Origin of the sequence: Facklamia sp. 7083-14-GEN3 (assembly GCF_024742075.1) — a bacterium.
Taxonomy (GTDB): Bacteria; Bacillota; Bacilli; order Lactobacillales; family Aerococcaceae; genus Facklamia.
The window spans coordinates 21,133-39,083 of the sequence record NZ_JANSGD010000001.1 but is presented as its reverse complement, the minus strand read 5'-3'; the positions used below and the strand labels follow the sequence as shown (position 1 = coordinate 39,083).

Below are 17,951 nucleotides of genomic sequence, written 5' to 3'. Positions count from 1 at the left end.
CTATTTTTTAATTGTGCGATATTTTTCTAAAAAGTCTAATTCAAATGATTGTATATATTCTTCTAAAACACAAATAACTGACTGGTCATTATTATTTCCAATTTTATACCGGCATTGCATAGCTAAATCTTTATCGGCATTATCCATTGCTATACTATAATGAACCTGAGCCATCATGCTCTCATCATTCAACGAATCACCAAAAGCCATTGATTCCTCAGCTTTGATATTGTATTTATCTTGAAGATAAAGCAAAGCGCTTCCTTTACCGCCCTCTTTATTATATACATCTACCCATCCGTCTCCTGAAGTAACTGCTGTAACTTCTTCATAGCGTTCGTTGATGATACGAGCTAAGACTTTATTACGGTCGAGGGTGTCTTGGGTCGCAATCGCAATTTTTGTTACCACAGAATCTTCTGAAAGCTCTGAAAATTGAGGAATGTAGTTCACATCTTTAGCGTAGCGTGAGATAAAATCAAATAATGGCCCCTTAGTCTCTCTAAAGTAAGCCGCATCTCCTAATCCCAAAACAGGAGAATAGGCGTGAAATTCATCTAAAAAATCAATAATCTGGGTAAAGTCTTGATATGGAATGCCAACCTTTTTTAAGGTTTGATTATTCTTAACTATATAATTTCCATTATCACAAGCAAAATATAATTCTGGCCAAACAGATTCTTCAAAGTAATCCGCAATTTTCTGATAGGAATTGCCAGTAACTATCGCAACGATCACTCCTGCTTCTCGTAATCGTTTCAGAACGCGGTTAAAGCGATCACGATCATAAGTCTTATCTGTTCTGAGGAGAGTTTCATCAAGGTCAATAGTGATGAGTTTTAAAGTCATAGAAATTAATGCTCCTTTTTTATTTTGCTAGAAGAAATCTTAAACATTTATCATATTGCATTCCTAACTGATTATAACATTTTTTAAAGAATCATCATCCTTTATTAATCGCTAAAATTTATTTTTTGAACATCCCTGTAATAGAACGTGTGATTACTCGGCCTATCTCACGGCCAACCTGACTCATCATGTTTTTAGTAAAACGGTCAAAATTAGAATCGGTTCTCCTTGAAGATTTTTTGACTGACTGCTTAGCTTGCTTAGCTAACTCTGCTTCAAGTTCTTTGATACGTTGATTGCTTGAAAAGCCTTCTACTTTCTCATCAATCGATTCAATCATTTCTTCTTGAGTTTCTTGCATGGCTTGATTTAACTGCTCATGAGCAGACTCACGATTAATTGTTTCACTGTACTTATCTAAGAGCTGAGAATGGTTAATCGTCTTTAAAATAACTTGAGGATCGACAAGACCCAACTTACTCATTGGTGGATAAATGACGATTTGTTCAGCAACGCTTGGCGCACCATCTGAATCAAGAGTAGAAACAACAGCCTCTCCAGTTGCTAACTCTTGGATGATTTTTTCTAAATCAACTTCTGAGGATTCTGCTTGACGAAAAGTTTGGCTCACTGCTTTGACAACTTTAAGTTCCTTAGGCGTAAATGCCCTCAACCCATGCTGTATTCGGTTGCCTAGCTGCGAAGACACACTGTCTGATAGGTCCATAGGATTTTGAGTGACGAAGAAAATGCCTACTCCCTTGGAGCGAATTAATCTTACCATCAATTCTATCTTTTCAACCAGCACTTTAGGGGTCCCATCAAATAAAACATGCGCTTCATCAAAAAAGAAAACCATTTTGGGTTTAGCTAAATCTCCTACTTCTGGAAGGCTATCAAACAGCTCTCCTAAAAGTGCTAATAAGACCATGGCATAGAGAGTAGGTGTTTGATAAAGCTTGCTTGCATACAAAATATTGATGATGCCTTTCCCTGTTTCATCTACTCTTAGTAAATCTTCAATTTCTAAACTAGGCTCAGCAAAAAAAGCATCCGCTCCTTGCTGTTCTAAAACAACAATACTACGTAAAATAACACCAATTGATGCTTTAAAAATATTCCCATAGCTAGTGCTTAATTCTTTTGCATGTTCCCCTACAAAATTTAGCATTGCTCTTAAGTCTGTTAAATCAATTAATAAAAGCCCTTTTTCATCTGCCACCGAAAAAACCACATTTAAAATACTGGTTTGGGTATCATTTAAGCCTAATAAGTTGGCGAGTAAAATAGGTCCCATTTCGGAAACCGTTACTCTGAGTGGCAGCCCAGCTTGCCCATGAGCATCCCATAGTTCAATAGGAAAAGCTTGATTGTCATAATTTTCATAGTGAGTGGCTTGTATTCTTTCAATAAATGCTTGAGAACTGCCCTCTTCAGCTAAAGAAGCCAAATCGCCTTTAATATCAGACAAAAAAACGGGAATTCCGGCCAAACTTAACTGTTCAGCTATAACTTTTAAAGTAACCGTCTTGCCTGTTCCAGTGGCTCCAGCTATAAGACCATGTCGATTCAACTTGTCTAAATTTAATCCAACCGCTTGTGAGCCGTATCCAAACATAAGTTGTGTATTCATGTTAAGCCTCCTCTACTATTCACACCCTCAATTTTAGCATACTCTTATTTACTCAGCATCTAATTACCGACCATTTATAAAATTTATTAAAAAAATAAAAACAATCCCTAATATCTTAGGGATTGTTTTCTAAATTTTATTTATCTTCAACTTGATTTCTTCTTTTTAGAGCAATGAGTAATGCTCCTCCAACTACTAATGTACCTGCGACTAGGTAAATCACTTTAGAAGTCATTTCACCTGTTGTAGGTAGATTACCTTTCTCAGCCTCTTTACGATCGGTTGACTTCTTAACAACAACTGCTTTTCCGTCTTCTTGTGTTTGATTAGTTGTTGTTTGGTCAGCTTTAGCGTCTCCATATACTAAAGCTACGGTACCAAGACCTTGGCTTTCAACATTGGCCGTTTGTTGGTTAACTCGTACTTTTAAGCCTTGTACTTGTTGTCCCATAACTTTCATAGCTAACAGTTGACTATTAATTGGACGGGTAGGAAGTTTGATTAAAGTAGGATTTTCCAATCTTATTTCACTGCCGTTTTGGTCAAAAGCCTTGATTTCATAAGCTATAAAATCTTTGCCTTTCAATTCAGAAGGAAGATTGGCGGGATCTAAGTTAACCGGTTGAATAAGAACTTTATTCACTTTCTTAGCTTCTGCCTTTGTTAAGAGAACTTCTCCACCATTCTCTAGGTCTTTAAAGACCATCTCAGGAACCTTAGACTCTTCTGCAACCGTTGTAGTTGTTGATTCTTGAGTGGTTGGTGCGACTGTTGTTGTGGTTGGCTCCTCAGTCGTAGGAATTTCTTCCAACTGGTAAGCTAATTCAACTTTTTGATTGGCAACCACTTCAATCGTTTCTGGAGAGAATTGATCTGTTCGATAAGATTCAGGAACAGAAAGCATCTTGACTTCATAATTTCCAACTGGCATTTCTTCGATTACAGCCATTCCTGTCTCATCTGTTTCAACAGTTAGTTCACCGATTTGCATTTGGACATTTGCAACACCTTGACCTTGCTCATTGCTGATAGCTACTGAAATTTGACCCACTTCATCTTCTTTTTGAATAGTCACAGCTTGTAATGCTGGCTCTTCATTTTCTACAGCAACATCTATTAGATTGCCTTCAGCTGCATATCCTTCAGGCGTTTGACTGACTTGGTATTGGTAGTTGCCCAAAGCAAGGTCACTCGCTGATGCTAAGCCTTGACTGTCGGTGATTATTTCTTGTTCTTGACCATTTTCTTTATTCATTAAACGTATACTGGCACCTTCAACAGCATCAGAATTTTGATCTTGCACTTGAATAGTCAAGACAGCTTCGGGCTCCTGGGTCGTCGTAGTTGGCTCTTCAGTCGTTGGTTCAACCGTTGTTGTTGTTTCCATTGTTGTAGTCGTCTCTTCTACTTCAAATGTTAAATCAGTAGATTGATTAAATGACACCTCAACACTTTGAACATTATTTTCTAAATCAGCATTTCCTGGGACAGTCACCAAGGTCACATCGTAATTACCAACTGCTAATGAATCAATCAAGATAGATCCATTATCATCAGTCGTATAGACTTTGCCTAACAATTGGACTTGAGCTTGTGGAATTGCTTGGCCTTGAGTATCAGTAACTAAGATATTAAGTTGACCAACTTGGTCTAACTTGGTAATACCAATTACTTGACGATTTTCTTCATTGGCAAGCACTGGTGCTTCCAACAATGTGCCTTGAGCTGAATGTGTCTCGGGTGTTTCAATTACTTTGTATTGATAATTACCCACTGGTATTTCAGAAGCTTGAGCGATACCTGATTGATCGGATACTAATTCTTGCTTAAATTCTGGATCATCCATATTAGTTAATTCTATCTTAACACCTTCAACCGGTGCTTCCTCTTGGTCGTATACTTCTATTTGTAAATCAGCTTTAGCTTCTACAGTGGTTTGAGAAGTCGTTGAATCTTCAATTACACCTGACAATGTCAAAGGAAAATCGTAGGCCTGACCTGGATAAATCTCAACATTTTCTTCAATCTCATATCCTGTCATTGCTTCTGGTAATTGACCAAAAGTCATTACATAGTTACCGGCAGCAATTCCTTGGAACTGAGCGATCCCTTGTTCATTCGTTAAAACTTCTTGATCACCGATAACAATTCCTACATTTGGAACAACATTACCCATACTGTCCTTGAGGATTACATTAACGTCTCCTACTTCTTGTAAATCAGCTTTAGCTTCTACAGTTGTTTGAGAAGTTGTTGAATCTTCAATTATACCTGACAATGTAAGATTAAATTCTGTCGCTTGGCCAGGGTAGATCTCTACATTTTCTTCAATCTCATATCCTGTCATTGCTTCTGGCAATTGACCAAAAGTCATTACATAGTTACCGGCAGCAATTCCTTGGAACTGAGCGATCCCTTGTTCATTCGTCAAAACTTCTTGATCATCGATAACTATTCCTACATTTGGAATGAGGTTGCCTGCACTGTCTTGAAGAATTACATTAATATCTCCTACTTCATTAGCAACCTCCGTTTGACTGCTTTCCTGACTACTTTCGGCCTCTTGACTACTATCTTCAGCGAGTGATTCAATTTCTGGGACTTGAGGATTTTGAACTTGATCACCGACTAAATAAATGGCAAAAACCGGAGCCTTTTCTAAATGACTTTCATCAATTGTAAAGGCATAATCATACACGATAGTTTGGTCAGCTAATTCAACAATTTCACCTGAATCATCAGCGATTTCTTCAGCTTTCTCTTGGTTTTCCTGACCAATTTGAACCTGGTAAGGCTTAATTGATTGGTCATCTCTTTGGAATTTACCTCCATCATATAAACGGAAAATATATTCGCCAGCGGTCAATTCAATTGGTTGCTTTTCTTTATCCTCACTACGATGAGAGTAAACAACTTCTTGACTCGTTATATCGATGATGTCATATGAAATTTTCTTTTGAGATTGAGGGGCATTTTCATCCACTTGTAAAAAGACATTAAAAGTAGGCTCTACCACATTTTCTTGTGTCTGTGTTTCAACTCGGGCTAAAACCTCTTGTGTTTCAAAAATCGGCACAGCCAATAGGTTGCTAACTAAAACGAATGATAATATATTTTTTCTCTTAAACATCCTGATTACCTCCTTAAATACTATGTTTCATCTACAATTCTACTTTACCATAAATTGGGAAAGAAGGTTCTTAAATCGCTTAATTATCACAATTTATAAAGATTTTTCCCTAATTTCATCAATCTTTCTTCAAATTCATCTTGTATTTCCCAATTTATGCTTTACCTTTCTTTGCAAAAAAAATTTGCATAACAAAGTCAGATTGATTATAATTTAGCTAGATGTTCATAAGGGAGTAACTTAAGGTAGATATTATCTTGGCTGTATCAACAACGTTAAGTAGTTTTTACTACTGGTACAGTCTTAAAAGTGAGACTTATGCCGTTGAGCGCAGCTTTGTGTTGCCCAAGTGGCATGAGTCTTTTTTCTATTCGAAGTCAAACTTATAAACACGGAAATAAAAGGGGGAAAGTTGATGTCTACAAAAGATTTTGTTGCCTATACTAAATCTGGTCAAGAGATTATTAGCGAATTAGATACCAATATCCAGCGCGGATTGAGTCAAAAAGAAGTAGAAGCTCGTTTGGAACAATATGGTGAAAATACGCTAAAAGAAGAAGAAACAAGGTCTCTTCTTCAAAAGTTTATTGACCAATTTAAGGATTTTATGATTATTGTTCTATTAGTTGCTTCTGTCATATCTGCATTTGTTGGATATATGGAAGGTGAAGGACCTACTGATTCAATCATCATCCTAATTGTTGTCTTGCTAAATGCTGTTCTTGGGGTTTTTCAAGAGGCTAAAGCAGAGGACGCCATTAACGCCTTGCGTGATATGTCTTCACCTGAAGCCAACGTATTACGCGACGGAGGATATGTGAAAATTAAATCAACTGAACTTGTTCCTGGCGATGTAGTCAGTTTAGAAGCTGGCGATATTGTTCCTGCGGACTTACGTTTAGTTGAAACTAATTCCTTAAAAGTCGAAGAAGCAGCGCTAACAGGTGAATCTGTTCCAGTTGAAAAATATGCCGAAGCGGTTATTGAAAAAGAAGCTGGGATTGGCGATCGATCCAATATGGCTTTCTCTTCTACTAATATTACCTACGGGCGCGCCTTAGGAGTCGTTACTCACACAGGGATGGATACAGAAGTTGGACATATTGCAGCTATGTTATCTTCAACAGAAAAACAGCTCACTCCACTTCAAAAAGACCAAGAAAAACTGGGAAAAACACTTACCTACTTAATCATAGCGATTGCTATCTTAACTTTTATCGTTGGTGTCTTTCTTAAAGGATTCTCGCCAATCCAAATGTTATTAGTTTCTATTTCATTAGCCGTTGCCGCTATTCCAGAAGGCTTGCCAGCTATTTCAACAATCATTCTTTCTTTAGGAACGCAAACAATGGCAGCAAGAAATGCCTTGGTTAGGACTCTTCCTGCTGTTGAAACTTTAGGATCAACTAAAGTCATCTGCTCAGATAAAACTGGTACCTTAACACTTAACCAAATGACAGTTGAAAAAGTTTATTATGATGGACAATTGCATTATGCTCAAGACCCCCTTGATTCTAGTGGCAAGTTTATTCGTTCATTCGCTTTCCCTAATGACTCAAAAGTCGATGCTCAAGGAAATGTCAACGGAGACCCTACTGAAACAGCCCTCATTCAATACGCTTTAGACCATGATATGGATCTTAAAGGACAGTTAAGACAATTTCCTCGTGTAGAGGAAATTCCTTTCGATTCAGGTCGTAAATTGATGTCAACTATTCATGAAACAGATGATGGTCGCTATCTAGTATTTGTAAAGGGAGCGCCTGATCAATTAATTAAGCGCTCAACATCCATTCAAAAAGATCAAGAAGTTATTGAAATGACCGCAGCAGATAGAGAAGAAATCATTGAAGTCAATGCTAATTTAGGTCGTCAAGCTTTAAGAGTTTTAGCGGGTGCTTATAAAATAATCGATGAAATTCCTACAGAAGTTACAACCGAAACCCTAGAAAAAGACTTAATTTTCACTGGTTTAGTCGGTATGATTGACCCAGAAAGAACAGAAGCTAAAGCTTCTATTGAAAAAGCGCGTCTGGCTGGTATTCGCACTGTTATGATTACAGGGGATCACGCAATGACTGCTCAGGCTATTGCTGAACGTTTAACTATCCTAGACCCTAATGATAGCGATAATGAACGCCACGTAATGACCGGAGCACAATTAGATGAGATTACAGATGATCAACTAGCTAAAGAAGTTGGAAATTATTCAGTCTATGCCCGTGTTTCACCGGAGCACAAAGTGCGTATTATCCGTGCTTGGCAAGCTAATGATGCTGTTGTCTCAATGACTGGTGATGGTGTTAATGATGCGCCATCCCTAAAACAAGCAGATATCGGTGTTGGTATGGGTATAACTGGTACTGAAGTTTCTAAGGGAGCTTCAGACATGGTATTAGCTGATGATAACTTCCAAACAATTGTAGTGGCAGTTGAAGAAGGACGAAAAGTGTTTGCAAATATCCAAAAAGCTGTTCAGTTCTTACTTTCTGCTAATCTTGGAGAAGTCATCACCTTATTTACAGCCACTTTATTTGGTTGGGTTATTCTAGAACCCATCCATATCTTGTGGATTAACTTAGTAACGGATGTCTTCCCTGCTATTGCACTAGGTATGGAGAAAGCAGAATCCGATGTCATGTTACACCGTCCACGTACTAAAAAAGATTCCTTCTTATCCTTTGGGGTCGCACCTTCTATCCTTTATCAAGGAATTCTAGAAGCTTTAATCACTCTATTTGTATACTGGTATGCTGCTGAAGGACCAATGCAAACAACCCTAGTTGGTGAGGAACGCCATGTTCTTGCTGAGACAATGGCCTTCATTACGCTTGGTTTAATCCAATTATTCCATTCGTATAATGTCAAATCTGTTTTTGCTTCACTATTCAGCCGTAATCCATTTGACAACAAATGGTTAAATTTAGCCTTCTTAGTATCAGGAGCAATGCTTTTAGGTGTGGTATTAATTCCAGGTATCAGTCAATTCTTTGATGTTCATGCCTTAACAACTGGACAATGGGGCATTGTCGTTGCAGCAGCCTTCTCTATCGTAGTAGTGGTAGAAATTGTTAAATTTATTATGCGTACAACTGGTTTCGCTGACAAATACAATCAATAAAACAATAGAAAAAGCTGAGACAATGTCTCAGCTTTTTTATTATTCTCTAATTTGACCAGAACCTTCTATCAGGTATTTATAAGTGGTGAGAGCCTCTAACCCCATTGGTCCTCTGGCATGAAGTTTTTGAGTGGAAATACCGATTTCTCCTCCAAATCCAAAGACTTCGCCATCAGTAAAACGAGTTGAAGCATTCACATAAACAGCTGCAGAATCTACATCATTCATAAAATCTTGAGCTACTGAATAATCTTGCGTAATAATAGCTTCTGAATGACCAGTTGAATAACGATTAATATGATCAATCGCTTGATCATAATTTTTTACGATTTTTATTGCCACCACTAGATCTAAAAATTCAGTCTCATAGTCTTCTTCACTGACTTGAACGGAATAAGGCAATAAGTCACGTGTTTGCTCATCTCCTAAGATTTGAACATTGGCATCAAACAAGGCATTCCCTATTTGCGGTAAGTAAGCTTTAGCAAATGTCTCATCAACAATGATTGTCTCAACAGCATTACATACGGAAGGACGTTGTGTCTTAGCATTAACAACAATCGACTGTGCCATTTTAAAGTCCGCTTTTTCATGTACATAAATGTGGACATTCCCCACTCCTGTTTCAATAACAGGAACGGTTGCATTTTGCACCACATTTTGAATCAAGCCTGCCCCTCCCCTTGGGATTAAGCAATCAACATAATGATTCATTTGCATTAATTGAGTGACTAACTGTCGATCAGGGTCTGTAATTAACTGGACACAGTATCTAGATAAACCAGCTACTTCAAGGCCCGCTTGAATGGCTTCAACAATTGCTTGGTTGGTGGCGATGGCTTCTTTACCACCACGTAAAATAACAGCATTCCCTGCTTTAAGACATAAACCGGAGGCATCCGCTGTTACATTGGGACGCGATTCGTAAATGATGCCAATTACACCCAGCGGAACAGGTCTTTGACTAATACGTAAGCCCAATTCATTCATCCATTGCTTACGTGTATTGGCTAACGGATCTGGTAATTGCGCGATTTTCCGAATACCCGCTACCATGGATGCAAAACGCTTTTCATCCAAAGTTAATCGCTCGAGCATAGCAACTGCCATACCATCCGCTCGCGCGTTCTCCACATCTTGAATGTTTTGCTTTAAGATGTTATCTTGCTTCTCCTCCAACGATTGGGCCATGGCTAATAGAGCCTGGTTTCTCGCTTGACTGCCTAACTTACGTAATTTTTCGGAGCTTTCTTTTGCTCTTTTTCCAATAGTTAATAAATCGATTGATGTCGCCATTTTATTTGTCCCCTTTCCTATGGAAAAAAGTTCCAATACTTTCACCTTTAAGAATATCAAAAATAATCGAAGGATCGGATCCTGAAGTAATGACTAAGGAAGAGTCGGTCGTAAAAATTACCTCAGCTGCATTTAACTTAGTAGCCATTCCTCCAGTTGAAAATTCTGATCCTTTTCCCATAGCCATCTGCTGAATTTCGTCTGTAATTTCACTGACTTGATCAATTAGTTGAGCATTAGGGTTTTGTTGTGGGTTTGAATCATATAAACCATCGACATCCGAAAGGATAACTAAAAGGTCGGCTTCTATAATTTTAGCTACTATGGCAGAAAGTGTATCATTATCGCCAAATTTGGTTTGATGGTTTAATTCTTCCACTGCTACTGCGTCGTTTTCATTAATAATCGGTACAATTTTTCGTCTTAGTAAGGTATCCATGGCTACTTGAACATTTTGTAGCGATTGAGGATAGTCCACTACATCTCGTGTTAAAAGAATTTGACCCACATTCACGCCATAATATTTAAAGAAGCGAGAATAGTGTCCCATTAACAAAGTTTGACCAACTGCTGAAGCTGCTTGTTGATCTGCGATGGTCGTCGGATAGTTGGCTTCATTTAACTCCATACTTCCTACTCCAATAGCCCCAGAAGAAACAATGACCACTTCTTTCCCTTCTTGTATCAAGCTAGCACAGACATAGGCTAGGCGATCCAATTTAGTAAAATTAATTCCTTCATCGGATAATATTGTATTTGTTCCTAATTTAATAATAATGCGTTTTGCATTTTTCAAATCACTACGTTTCATTTTTTTACCTCTTTTACTATTCAATAGCCTTATTATAGGAAAGTTTCATGCCTAGGTAAAGCTTACTTGCTATTCTCTATGAAAAGTGAAAATACTTTGAACTTTCACTTTTTTTAATTGATATTTTTAGACTCTTCTCTTTCAATCTTCGTTAAATACTTTCCCAAATCTTGATTGTAAATTCTCCGCTCTAAGACAATTGATTTTTCTTGCTGATATTCTCTTTCTAGAAAATCATAATAAGTCCCTGGTGTTTGAATTCCTACTAAGGGAGAGAGATTCAATCCCATAGCTTCGAGCATATTATCAGAGAACAAAACACAATTTGTCCAAAAAACAAAATAAGTTTGAAATTGGCCTTCTTTGAATTTGTAAAATTTGGTATGTTCAGTTTGACGCATCAGTTTTCCAACAAAAGAATTAAGGACTGCTTTAGATTGAGGAACCCAGTTTACTGTTTGCTCTTTTATCTGTGTTAACTTTTCTTCTAGCTTCTGAGCTTGCTGACTTGTAATAGCGATATCATATTCTGCAATTGTGAGATGATTTTTTAAAGAAAAGGTTAGATACTCTGATCGATCAATTAACGCTAAGACACCCTCTCCACTTGAATCCCATAAATTTCTTGTATCATCATCGTGATTGCCATAAAAATAAACAGTGTTTTTATAAGCAATATTCATATGACCAACCTTATCAAAAGTTGACTTACCGACAGGAATTTGGATAGTGATTAGATTCTCTCCTTGCTCTGGAAAACTCTGATTGAAAGTATAAAGCGAATCCCTATAATCTGTATCAACATCTTGAACATTCCCTACTATTATTTCATCAATACTGCTAATTAATTTTTGAGGGAATAGCGCTGAAAAAATCACGGGCAAAGGCAATCGCAAACTTCTTCGCCAAATTTGCTCTTTTCTTGAATCAAATAGAGTAAATCCTCCATCATTTAGATAGGAAATTCCAATGAAAGTAAGATAAATACCTAAACGAAGTAAGGCAGGATATCCCTGATTCGTTGTTAAAATACCATCAATCGCAAATATAAAATTCACCAAAGCAAAAGCTAAACGTTGATACCGCTCTATAGCACCATCTTTAAGCATTAAGTAATAAGAAAAGAAATTTAAAAGTGCCACTAATAACTGATAACTTCCAATTAAACGCACGATCCAAAGATATGAGTTTTGCTGATAAACCAGTAGTCCGCAAGCAAAAATAATTTGTCCTAAACTTAATATAGTTAAAAAAGACTTAGCTATCGATGAGTTTTTAGATTTATACACAAATTTAATTTTCCACAAACGAAGAATTCCCATTATTAAAAGGATTAAAGCTAAACTATTTATGATTAAATTTGCGGTTCCTAATTTAAATAAAAGAAGTCCTATACCAAACACCAATAAGATTAGGCCCAATATAACATGAGCATGATTTCTTTTTTTTATCTTTCTCATCCCCTTTACATCTTTTCTAATTCTTTTTATTTTATCACAGACGTTCAAATAATTACCTATTATCTATTGCCATTCAACTCGGTAAATTCTCTTGCAGTTTAGTTCTGTATGCTATACTTATTTCAAAATATAAGTTAGGAGCTGAGTTATGTTGAAAAACCCCTATATAATAAGAGTTTATAATGATCTTCAAACAAAATTTAATGAACAAATCGAATATCTGCAGGCAGTTAAAGAATTTCTATCTGCCATCGAGCCTTTAGTAGAACAAGATAAAGGTTTAGAAAAAGAAGCTATACTTGAGCGCATGGTTACACCGGAAAGAATTATTAAGTTCCGTGTCCCCTGGCAAGATGACCAAGGTCAAGTTCATATAAACTGGGGGTATCGAATCCAACATTCTTCTTTACTAGGCCCCTATAAAGGTGGATTACGTTTTGACACACCAGTTAATGAGAGTGTAATGAAATTTTTAGCTTTCGAACAGACCTTTAAAAATGCCCTGACTGGACTACCTATGGGAGGCGGTAAAGGTAGTGCTGATTTTTCAACACGTGGTAAATCTGATCAAGAAATTATGCGCTTTTGTCAATCCTATATGACTGAGCTAGCTAAGCACATAAATGAAAACTTAGATGTCCCTGCCGGTGATATCGGAGTTGGAAAACGTGAAATTGGATATATGTATGGTCAATATAAACGGCTTAAGGGAGTGGAATTAGGTAGTTTGACTGGAAAGCCCGTCTTAGCAAATGGTTCACTTGGTAGAGAGGAAGCCACTGGATATGGTCTAATCTATTTCCTACAAGCCATGTTAAATGAAGAAAATGAAGAAGTCTCACAGAAGCGTTTTATAATTTCGGGTCTTGGCAATGTGGGTTTAAATGCTATCAAAAAAGTTATTCATTTAGGAGGACTTGTGTTAGCTGTTTCTAATAGTCAAGGATCGCTTTATGATCCACAAGGCATTAATATTAAGTGTTTAGAAGATATTCTTGTGAATCATAACAAAGACTTGTCAATCTATACACAAGAGCGTCCTCATGCTTCTTTTTCTAAAGACTCCATCTGGTCGCGTCAAATAGAAGCAGATATCGCCCTACCTTGTGCTACACAAAATGAAATCAATGCTGAGCAAGCCAGAAAATTAATCGCTAATGGTGTGCGCTTTCTAGCTGAAGGTGCCAATATGCCTTGTACGTCGGAAGCTATTGAAGTATTCAACCAAAGTAAAGATTTTATCTGGGCTCCAGCTAAAGCGGCCAATGCGGGGGGAGTAGCAGTTTCTGGTTTAGAAATGTCACAAAATGCTATGCGTCTAAAGTGGTCTTTTGAAGAAGTCGATGAAAAACTACAAACTATTATGTCGGATATTTTTACTCGCTGTAAGGAAACATGCTTAGCGTTTGATTTAGGTAAAAATTATGCAGTGGCAGCAGATATAGCTGCATATCAAAAGATTGTTCAACTCATTCAAATGCATGGCCTTGTATAAAATGTTAATAAAAAGTGTAGGTGAAAATTTCACCTACACTTTTTTGTTGAATTAACTATTTACACTAGCCCATCTGCGCTTGTACTAAGGTCTTCCAATCTTTTTTACGATAGATATAAAAGCCCCATACCACAATCAGCATATTAGAAACGAGCATAGAAATCCAAATACCTGTCGATCCTAGATCTGTAAAATAACGTAGATACATCACAATTGGTACACGAATAAACCATAAACGTCCTAATGTCATTAACATAGAATATTTGGTTTGACCACAGCCTTGGAAAAAACCATTGAGGGCAGCAAATAGACCCATAAAGAAAATAATAAAAGCTGTATAAGCAAGGTACTCTTGAGCTTGCATCCAGAGGTCACTATCTGCTGACTCTTTAATGAAAATACTCAATATCGGTTGTTGGAAGAGAATCATCAAAGCTGAAGAGATTATCGACATGAATAAAATAAAAATAATTGCTCGTTTAAAAATTTGGTTAGCTCGAGTATAGAGTTTAGCTCCCATATTTTGACCAATAATGGAAGTAAGTGCCATTCCCACTCCCATTTGCGGTTGCATCACAATATCAGAAATACGATTGACCATTGAAAAAGCTGCCAGGGTATTTGTTCCATAAGAGGTAATTAAAGCGTTCATAACCGTAAAACCGAGCGAGGATCCTCCATAGCCTAAAAATGATGGTAAAGCCAATTTCATAATATGTTGACTTGTTGGCCAATCAAAGCGAATTCCCTTAAGTTGTGGTTGGATTCTAGATTGTTGGTTGACTACATAAATAGCCAGTACAATTAAAACAATCTTTGATACAACGGTGGCCCAGGCAGCACCTGCTATCCCCCAACCTAAACCAGGAATGTTTATCACGGGAACTTGGTCATAAATAAATAGAGGATCTAATAAAATGTTTATCGTCATTGAAATGCCAGAGATAGCCGTCATGATTTTGGTATTGCCTTGAGAGTTTAAAATGGCCTGATAGGTAAAATAAACAAAATCAAACACCAGACCAATAAAGCTTATTTTAAAATAAATAATTGCTTTGTCTAAAAAACTTCCACTCCCGCCCATTATTGAAAGCATCCAAGGAGTTGCTAGATAACCTAAGATAGCAAGAATGATACCCAGACTTAATGTCAACAGCAAAGTGTTATCCACATATACTTGAACTCTCTCATATTGTTTGGACCCTAAAAAGTTTGATAAAAGGGCTGTAGCTGCCACACCTATTCCCATACCTAATGAAATAAAAAGAAAATTTAAAGGCCATGAAAAAGCAGAGGCTGCAAAATCCTCAGCAGAAAGTTGAGCCAAAAACAAACCGTCTGCAACGGTATAAAAAGTACGGACCAAATTGTTAATCATCAAGGGGGCCGAAATTGTCAAGATAACCTTCAACATAGGGCCTTGCGTTAGAAAATCCCTGTTATTAATCTTTTGCTTCAATCTTAAACACTCCTATAAGTAAAGGAGTCAATCAGCAGAATGCTAACTGACTCCTATAAATTATTAAAATGACCCCTAAATTCTAGCGACGCCTTCTTCAACTGCGCAATCTGCTACAGCTTTAGCTACAGCATCAGCCACTCCATCCGCTAGGGGTGAGACAATAATATTGTCCGGACGTAAGTCTTCTTCTGCTAACATATCAGCTATTGCAATAGCTGCTCTTTCTTTCATTTTATCAGTAATTTCTTTTGCACGCACTGATAAAGCACCTTTAAATATCCCTGGAAAGGCTAAAACATTATTAATTTGGTTTGGATAATCCGATCTACCCGTTCCAACCACTTTTGCACCTGCTGCTAAAGCATCTTCAGGCATAATTTCAGGAGTCGGGTTTGCCATAGCAAAAATTAATGGTTCATTCATCGATTCTACCATTTCTTTGCTAACTACCCCTGGCGCAGAAACGCCAATTAAGACATCTGCTCCTTTCAAAGCATCAGCCAATTCACCTTGCATTTTACTAGAATTTGTCAATTTTGCAATATCTGCTTTAGCTGAATCTAAATCTGGGTTCCCATCATAAATAATTCCCTTTCGATCCACCATTATGATTTCTCCAAATTTCATTTGAATTAATAATTTCGCAATAGCAATTCCTGCCGCTCCTGCACCATTAATAACCATTTTCAATTTACCCATTGGTTTTTTGGTCAATTTAATGGCATTAATCAATGCTGCCGCAGTTACAATGGCTGTTCCGTGTTGATCATCGTGAAAAACAGGGATATCAGTGCGTTCTTTTAGTTTAGCTTCAATTTCAAAACAAGTGGGTGCTGAGATATCTTCAAGATTGATACCGCCAAAACTTTTAGAAATCATAGCGATTGTATTAACGATTTCATCAACATTTTTACTATCCACGCAAATTGGGAAAGCATCAACATCAGCAAAACGTTTGAATAAAGCACATTTACCTTCCATTACTGGCATACCAGCTGCTGGACCAATATCTCCTAATCCTAAAACCGCTGTCCCATTTGTTACAACAGCTACTAGATTGTTACGACGCGTTAATTTAAAAGATTCTTCATAATCCTTAGCAATCACACGACACGGTTCAGCAACTCCTGGTGAGTATGCTAAAGATAAATCTTCAGCTGTATCGATATTCACACGACTGTTAACTTCAATTTTACCAGCTAAATCATAATGTAATTTCAGTGATTTTTCATATACATCCATTTTTTAACTTCCTTTCTAATTAAACCATTGTAGACGGATCGACTAAGCGATCGAACTCCTCTGCTTCTAAATAATCTAAGGCCAAACATGCTTCTTTAAGCGTAGTGTCCTCGTTAAAAGCTTTTTTAGCAATCTCAGCAGCCTTTTCATAACCAATATGCGTGTTTAATTTAGTTACTAGCATAAGTGATTGATCAACTAATTCTTTCATACGACTTTCATTCACTTCAATTCCCACTAAACACTTGTGATCAAATGAAGCAATCGCATCAGATAACAATTGAACCGATTGAATGAAATTATAAATCATCACCGGCATATAGACATTTAATTCAAAGTTTCCTTGAGAATTGGCTAAGGTCATCAGGCTATCATTAGCCATCACTTGAGCTGACACCATTGTCAATGCTTCACATTGAGTTGGATTTACTTTACCAGGCATAATAGAGGATCCCGGTTCATTAGTTGGTAAAGTAATCTCCCCGATACCGCTACGTGGTCCGGAAGCTAACCAACGAACGTCATTAGCGATTTTCATCATGTCACTTGCCAAAGCTGCTAGCGCTCCATGAGCAAAGACCAATTCATCTTTACTGGATAAAGAATGGAATTTATTTGATGAAGTAACGATTGGTAAGTCCGTTATTTCAGCTAAGACTTGTGCTACTTTTTCAGGATAACCTTCAGGTGTGTTTAATCCAGTTCCAACTGCTGTTCCGCCTAAAGCCACTTCATAAAGTGGTTGTAAACTTAATTCAATCATTCGTTTGGATTGCTCAATAGATGCTAACCATCCACTGACTTCTTGTCCAAAGGTAACTGGTGTAGCATCTTGCAAGTGGGTTCTTCCATTTTTAACAACATGGCGGTATTTTTCTTCCATTTTGCTTAATGTATCCATGATATGATCAAGAACCGGAAACAGTTGCGAATGAATTTTTACTAATGCAGCCAAATGCATGGCTGTTGGAAAAACATCATTCGAAGACTGAGATTTATTGACATGATCATTTGGATGAAGCAATTGTTTGCCTGCAAGCTCGTTTCCTCGATTGGCAACCACTTCATTGACATTCATATTTGATTGGGTTCCTGACCCTGTTTGCCAAACAATTAATGGGAAGTGTTCATCTAAATCGCCTGCTAATATTTCATTACAAACCTGCTGAATCAGTTCTGAGCGTTCTTGATCGAGTACACCTAATGCTTGGTTAGTACTTGCAGCCGCTTTTTTAACTAGAGCAATCGCACAAATCACATCGCGAGGCATTTTTTCACTACCAATCTCAAAATTTTGATAAGACCGTTGCGTAACTGCCCCCCAATACCTATCTGCTGGAACTTGAATTTCTCCAAGCGAATCATGCTCAATTCTAACTTTCACAAACCTTCCTCCTTCTAAAATATATAACATTTAGCTTATATCACCAATTATACACTCTAAGCTCTAAA

General features: G+C 37.3%; 11 protein-coding genes. 2 read left to right on the top strand and 9 right to left on the bottom strand.

What is annotated here, in order from left to right; genetic code table 11:
• The 3 genes from NW240_RS00120 to NW240_RS00110 all read right to left on the bottom strand — a co-directional run bounded on the left by NW240_RS00120 (position 1) and on the right by NW240_RS00110 (position 5,612).
• Complete coding sequence (locus NW240_RS00120; RefSeq protein WP_258435394.1) at positions 1-849, bottom strand: HAD family hydrolase; 849 nt, start codon at positions 847-849, stop codon at positions 1-3.
• A gap of 118 nt (positions 850-967) precedes the next feature.
• Positions 968-2,482 carry a DUF853 domain-containing protein gene (locus NW240_RS00115; RefSeq protein WP_258435393.1) on the bottom strand — a complete coding sequence of 505 codons (1,515 nt, stop codon included), beginning with the start codon at positions 2,480-2,482 and terminating at the stop codon, positions 968-970.
• 136 nt (positions 2,483-2,618) lie between these two features.
• A complete protein-coding gene (locus tag NW240_RS00110; RefSeq protein WP_258435392.1) occupies positions 2,619-5,612 on the bottom strand; it encodes a SpaA isopeptide-forming pilin-related protein in 2,994 nt (997 codons plus the stop codon).
• 415 nt (positions 5,613-6,027) lie between these two features.
• Between NW240_RS00110 and NW240_RS00105 the strand changes: the two genes are divergently transcribed.
• Positions 6,028-8,733 carry a cation-translocating P-type ATPase gene (locus tag NW240_RS00105; protein ID WP_258435391.1) on the top strand — a complete coding sequence of 902 codons (2,706 nt, stop codon included), beginning with the start codon at positions 6,028-6,030 and terminating at the stop codon, positions 8,731-8,733.
• 39 nt (positions 8,734-8,772) lie between these two features.
• Here the strand turns inward: NW240_RS00105 and NW240_RS00100 are convergent, their stop codons facing one another.
• From NW240_RS00100 to NW240_RS00090, 3 genes are all read right to left on the bottom strand, one after another.
• Complete coding sequence (locus NW240_RS00100) at positions 8,773-10,029, bottom strand: glutamate-5-semialdehyde dehydrogenase (protein ID WP_258435390.1); 1,257 nt, start codon at positions 10,027-10,029, stop codon at positions 8,773-8,775.
• Between the two features lies 1 nt (position 10,030).
• Positions 10,031-10,840: a glutamate 5-kinase gene (gene proB / locus NW240_RS00095; protein ID WP_258435389.1), complete on the bottom strand. Its 810-nt coding sequence runs from the start codon at positions 10,838-10,840 to the stop codon at positions 10,031-10,033.
• A gap of 113 nt (positions 10,841-10,953) precedes the next feature.
• Positions 10,954-12,129, bottom strand: coding sequence for a hypothetical protein (locus NW240_RS00090; protein WP_258435388.1), 1,176 nt, complete (start codon positions 12,127-12,129; stop codon positions 10,954-10,956).
• A gap of 319 nt (positions 12,130-12,448) precedes the next feature.
• On the opposite strand from NW240_RS00090, the gene gdhA reads away from it, so the two are divergent.
• A complete protein-coding gene (gdhA, locus tag NW240_RS00085) occupies positions 12,449-13,795 on the top strand; it encodes an NADP-specific glutamate dehydrogenase (RefSeq protein ID WP_258435387.1) in 1,347 nt (448 codons plus the stop codon).
• Positions 13,796-13,859: 64 nt separating this feature from the next.
• On the opposite strand, the gene NW240_RS00080 is transcribed toward gdhA, so the two are convergent.
• The 3 genes from NW240_RS00080 to fumC all read right to left on the bottom strand — a co-directional run bounded on the left by NW240_RS00080 (position 13,860) and on the right by fumC (position 17,883).
• Positions 13,860-15,173 (bottom strand): MATE family efflux transporter, encoded by a 1,314-nt coding sequence (locus NW240_RS00080; protein ID WP_258435386.1) that lies wholly within the window; start codon positions 15,171-15,173, stop codon positions 13,860-13,862.
• Between the two features lie 156 nt (positions 15,174-15,329).
• Positions 15,330-16,499, bottom strand: coding sequence for an NADP-dependent malic enzyme (locus NW240_RS00075; protein ID WP_258435385.1), 1,170 nt, complete (start codon positions 16,497-16,499; stop codon positions 15,330-15,332).
• Between the two features lie 19 nt (positions 16,500-16,518).
• The gene (gene fumC / locus NW240_RS00070) at positions 16,519-17,883 is read right to left on the bottom strand and encodes a class II fumarate hydratase (RefSeq protein ID WP_258435384.1); all 1,365 of its coding nucleotides are present in this window, start codon (positions 17,881-17,883) and stop codon (positions 16,519-16,521) included.
• Positions 17,884-17,951 lie beyond the last annotated feature (68 nt).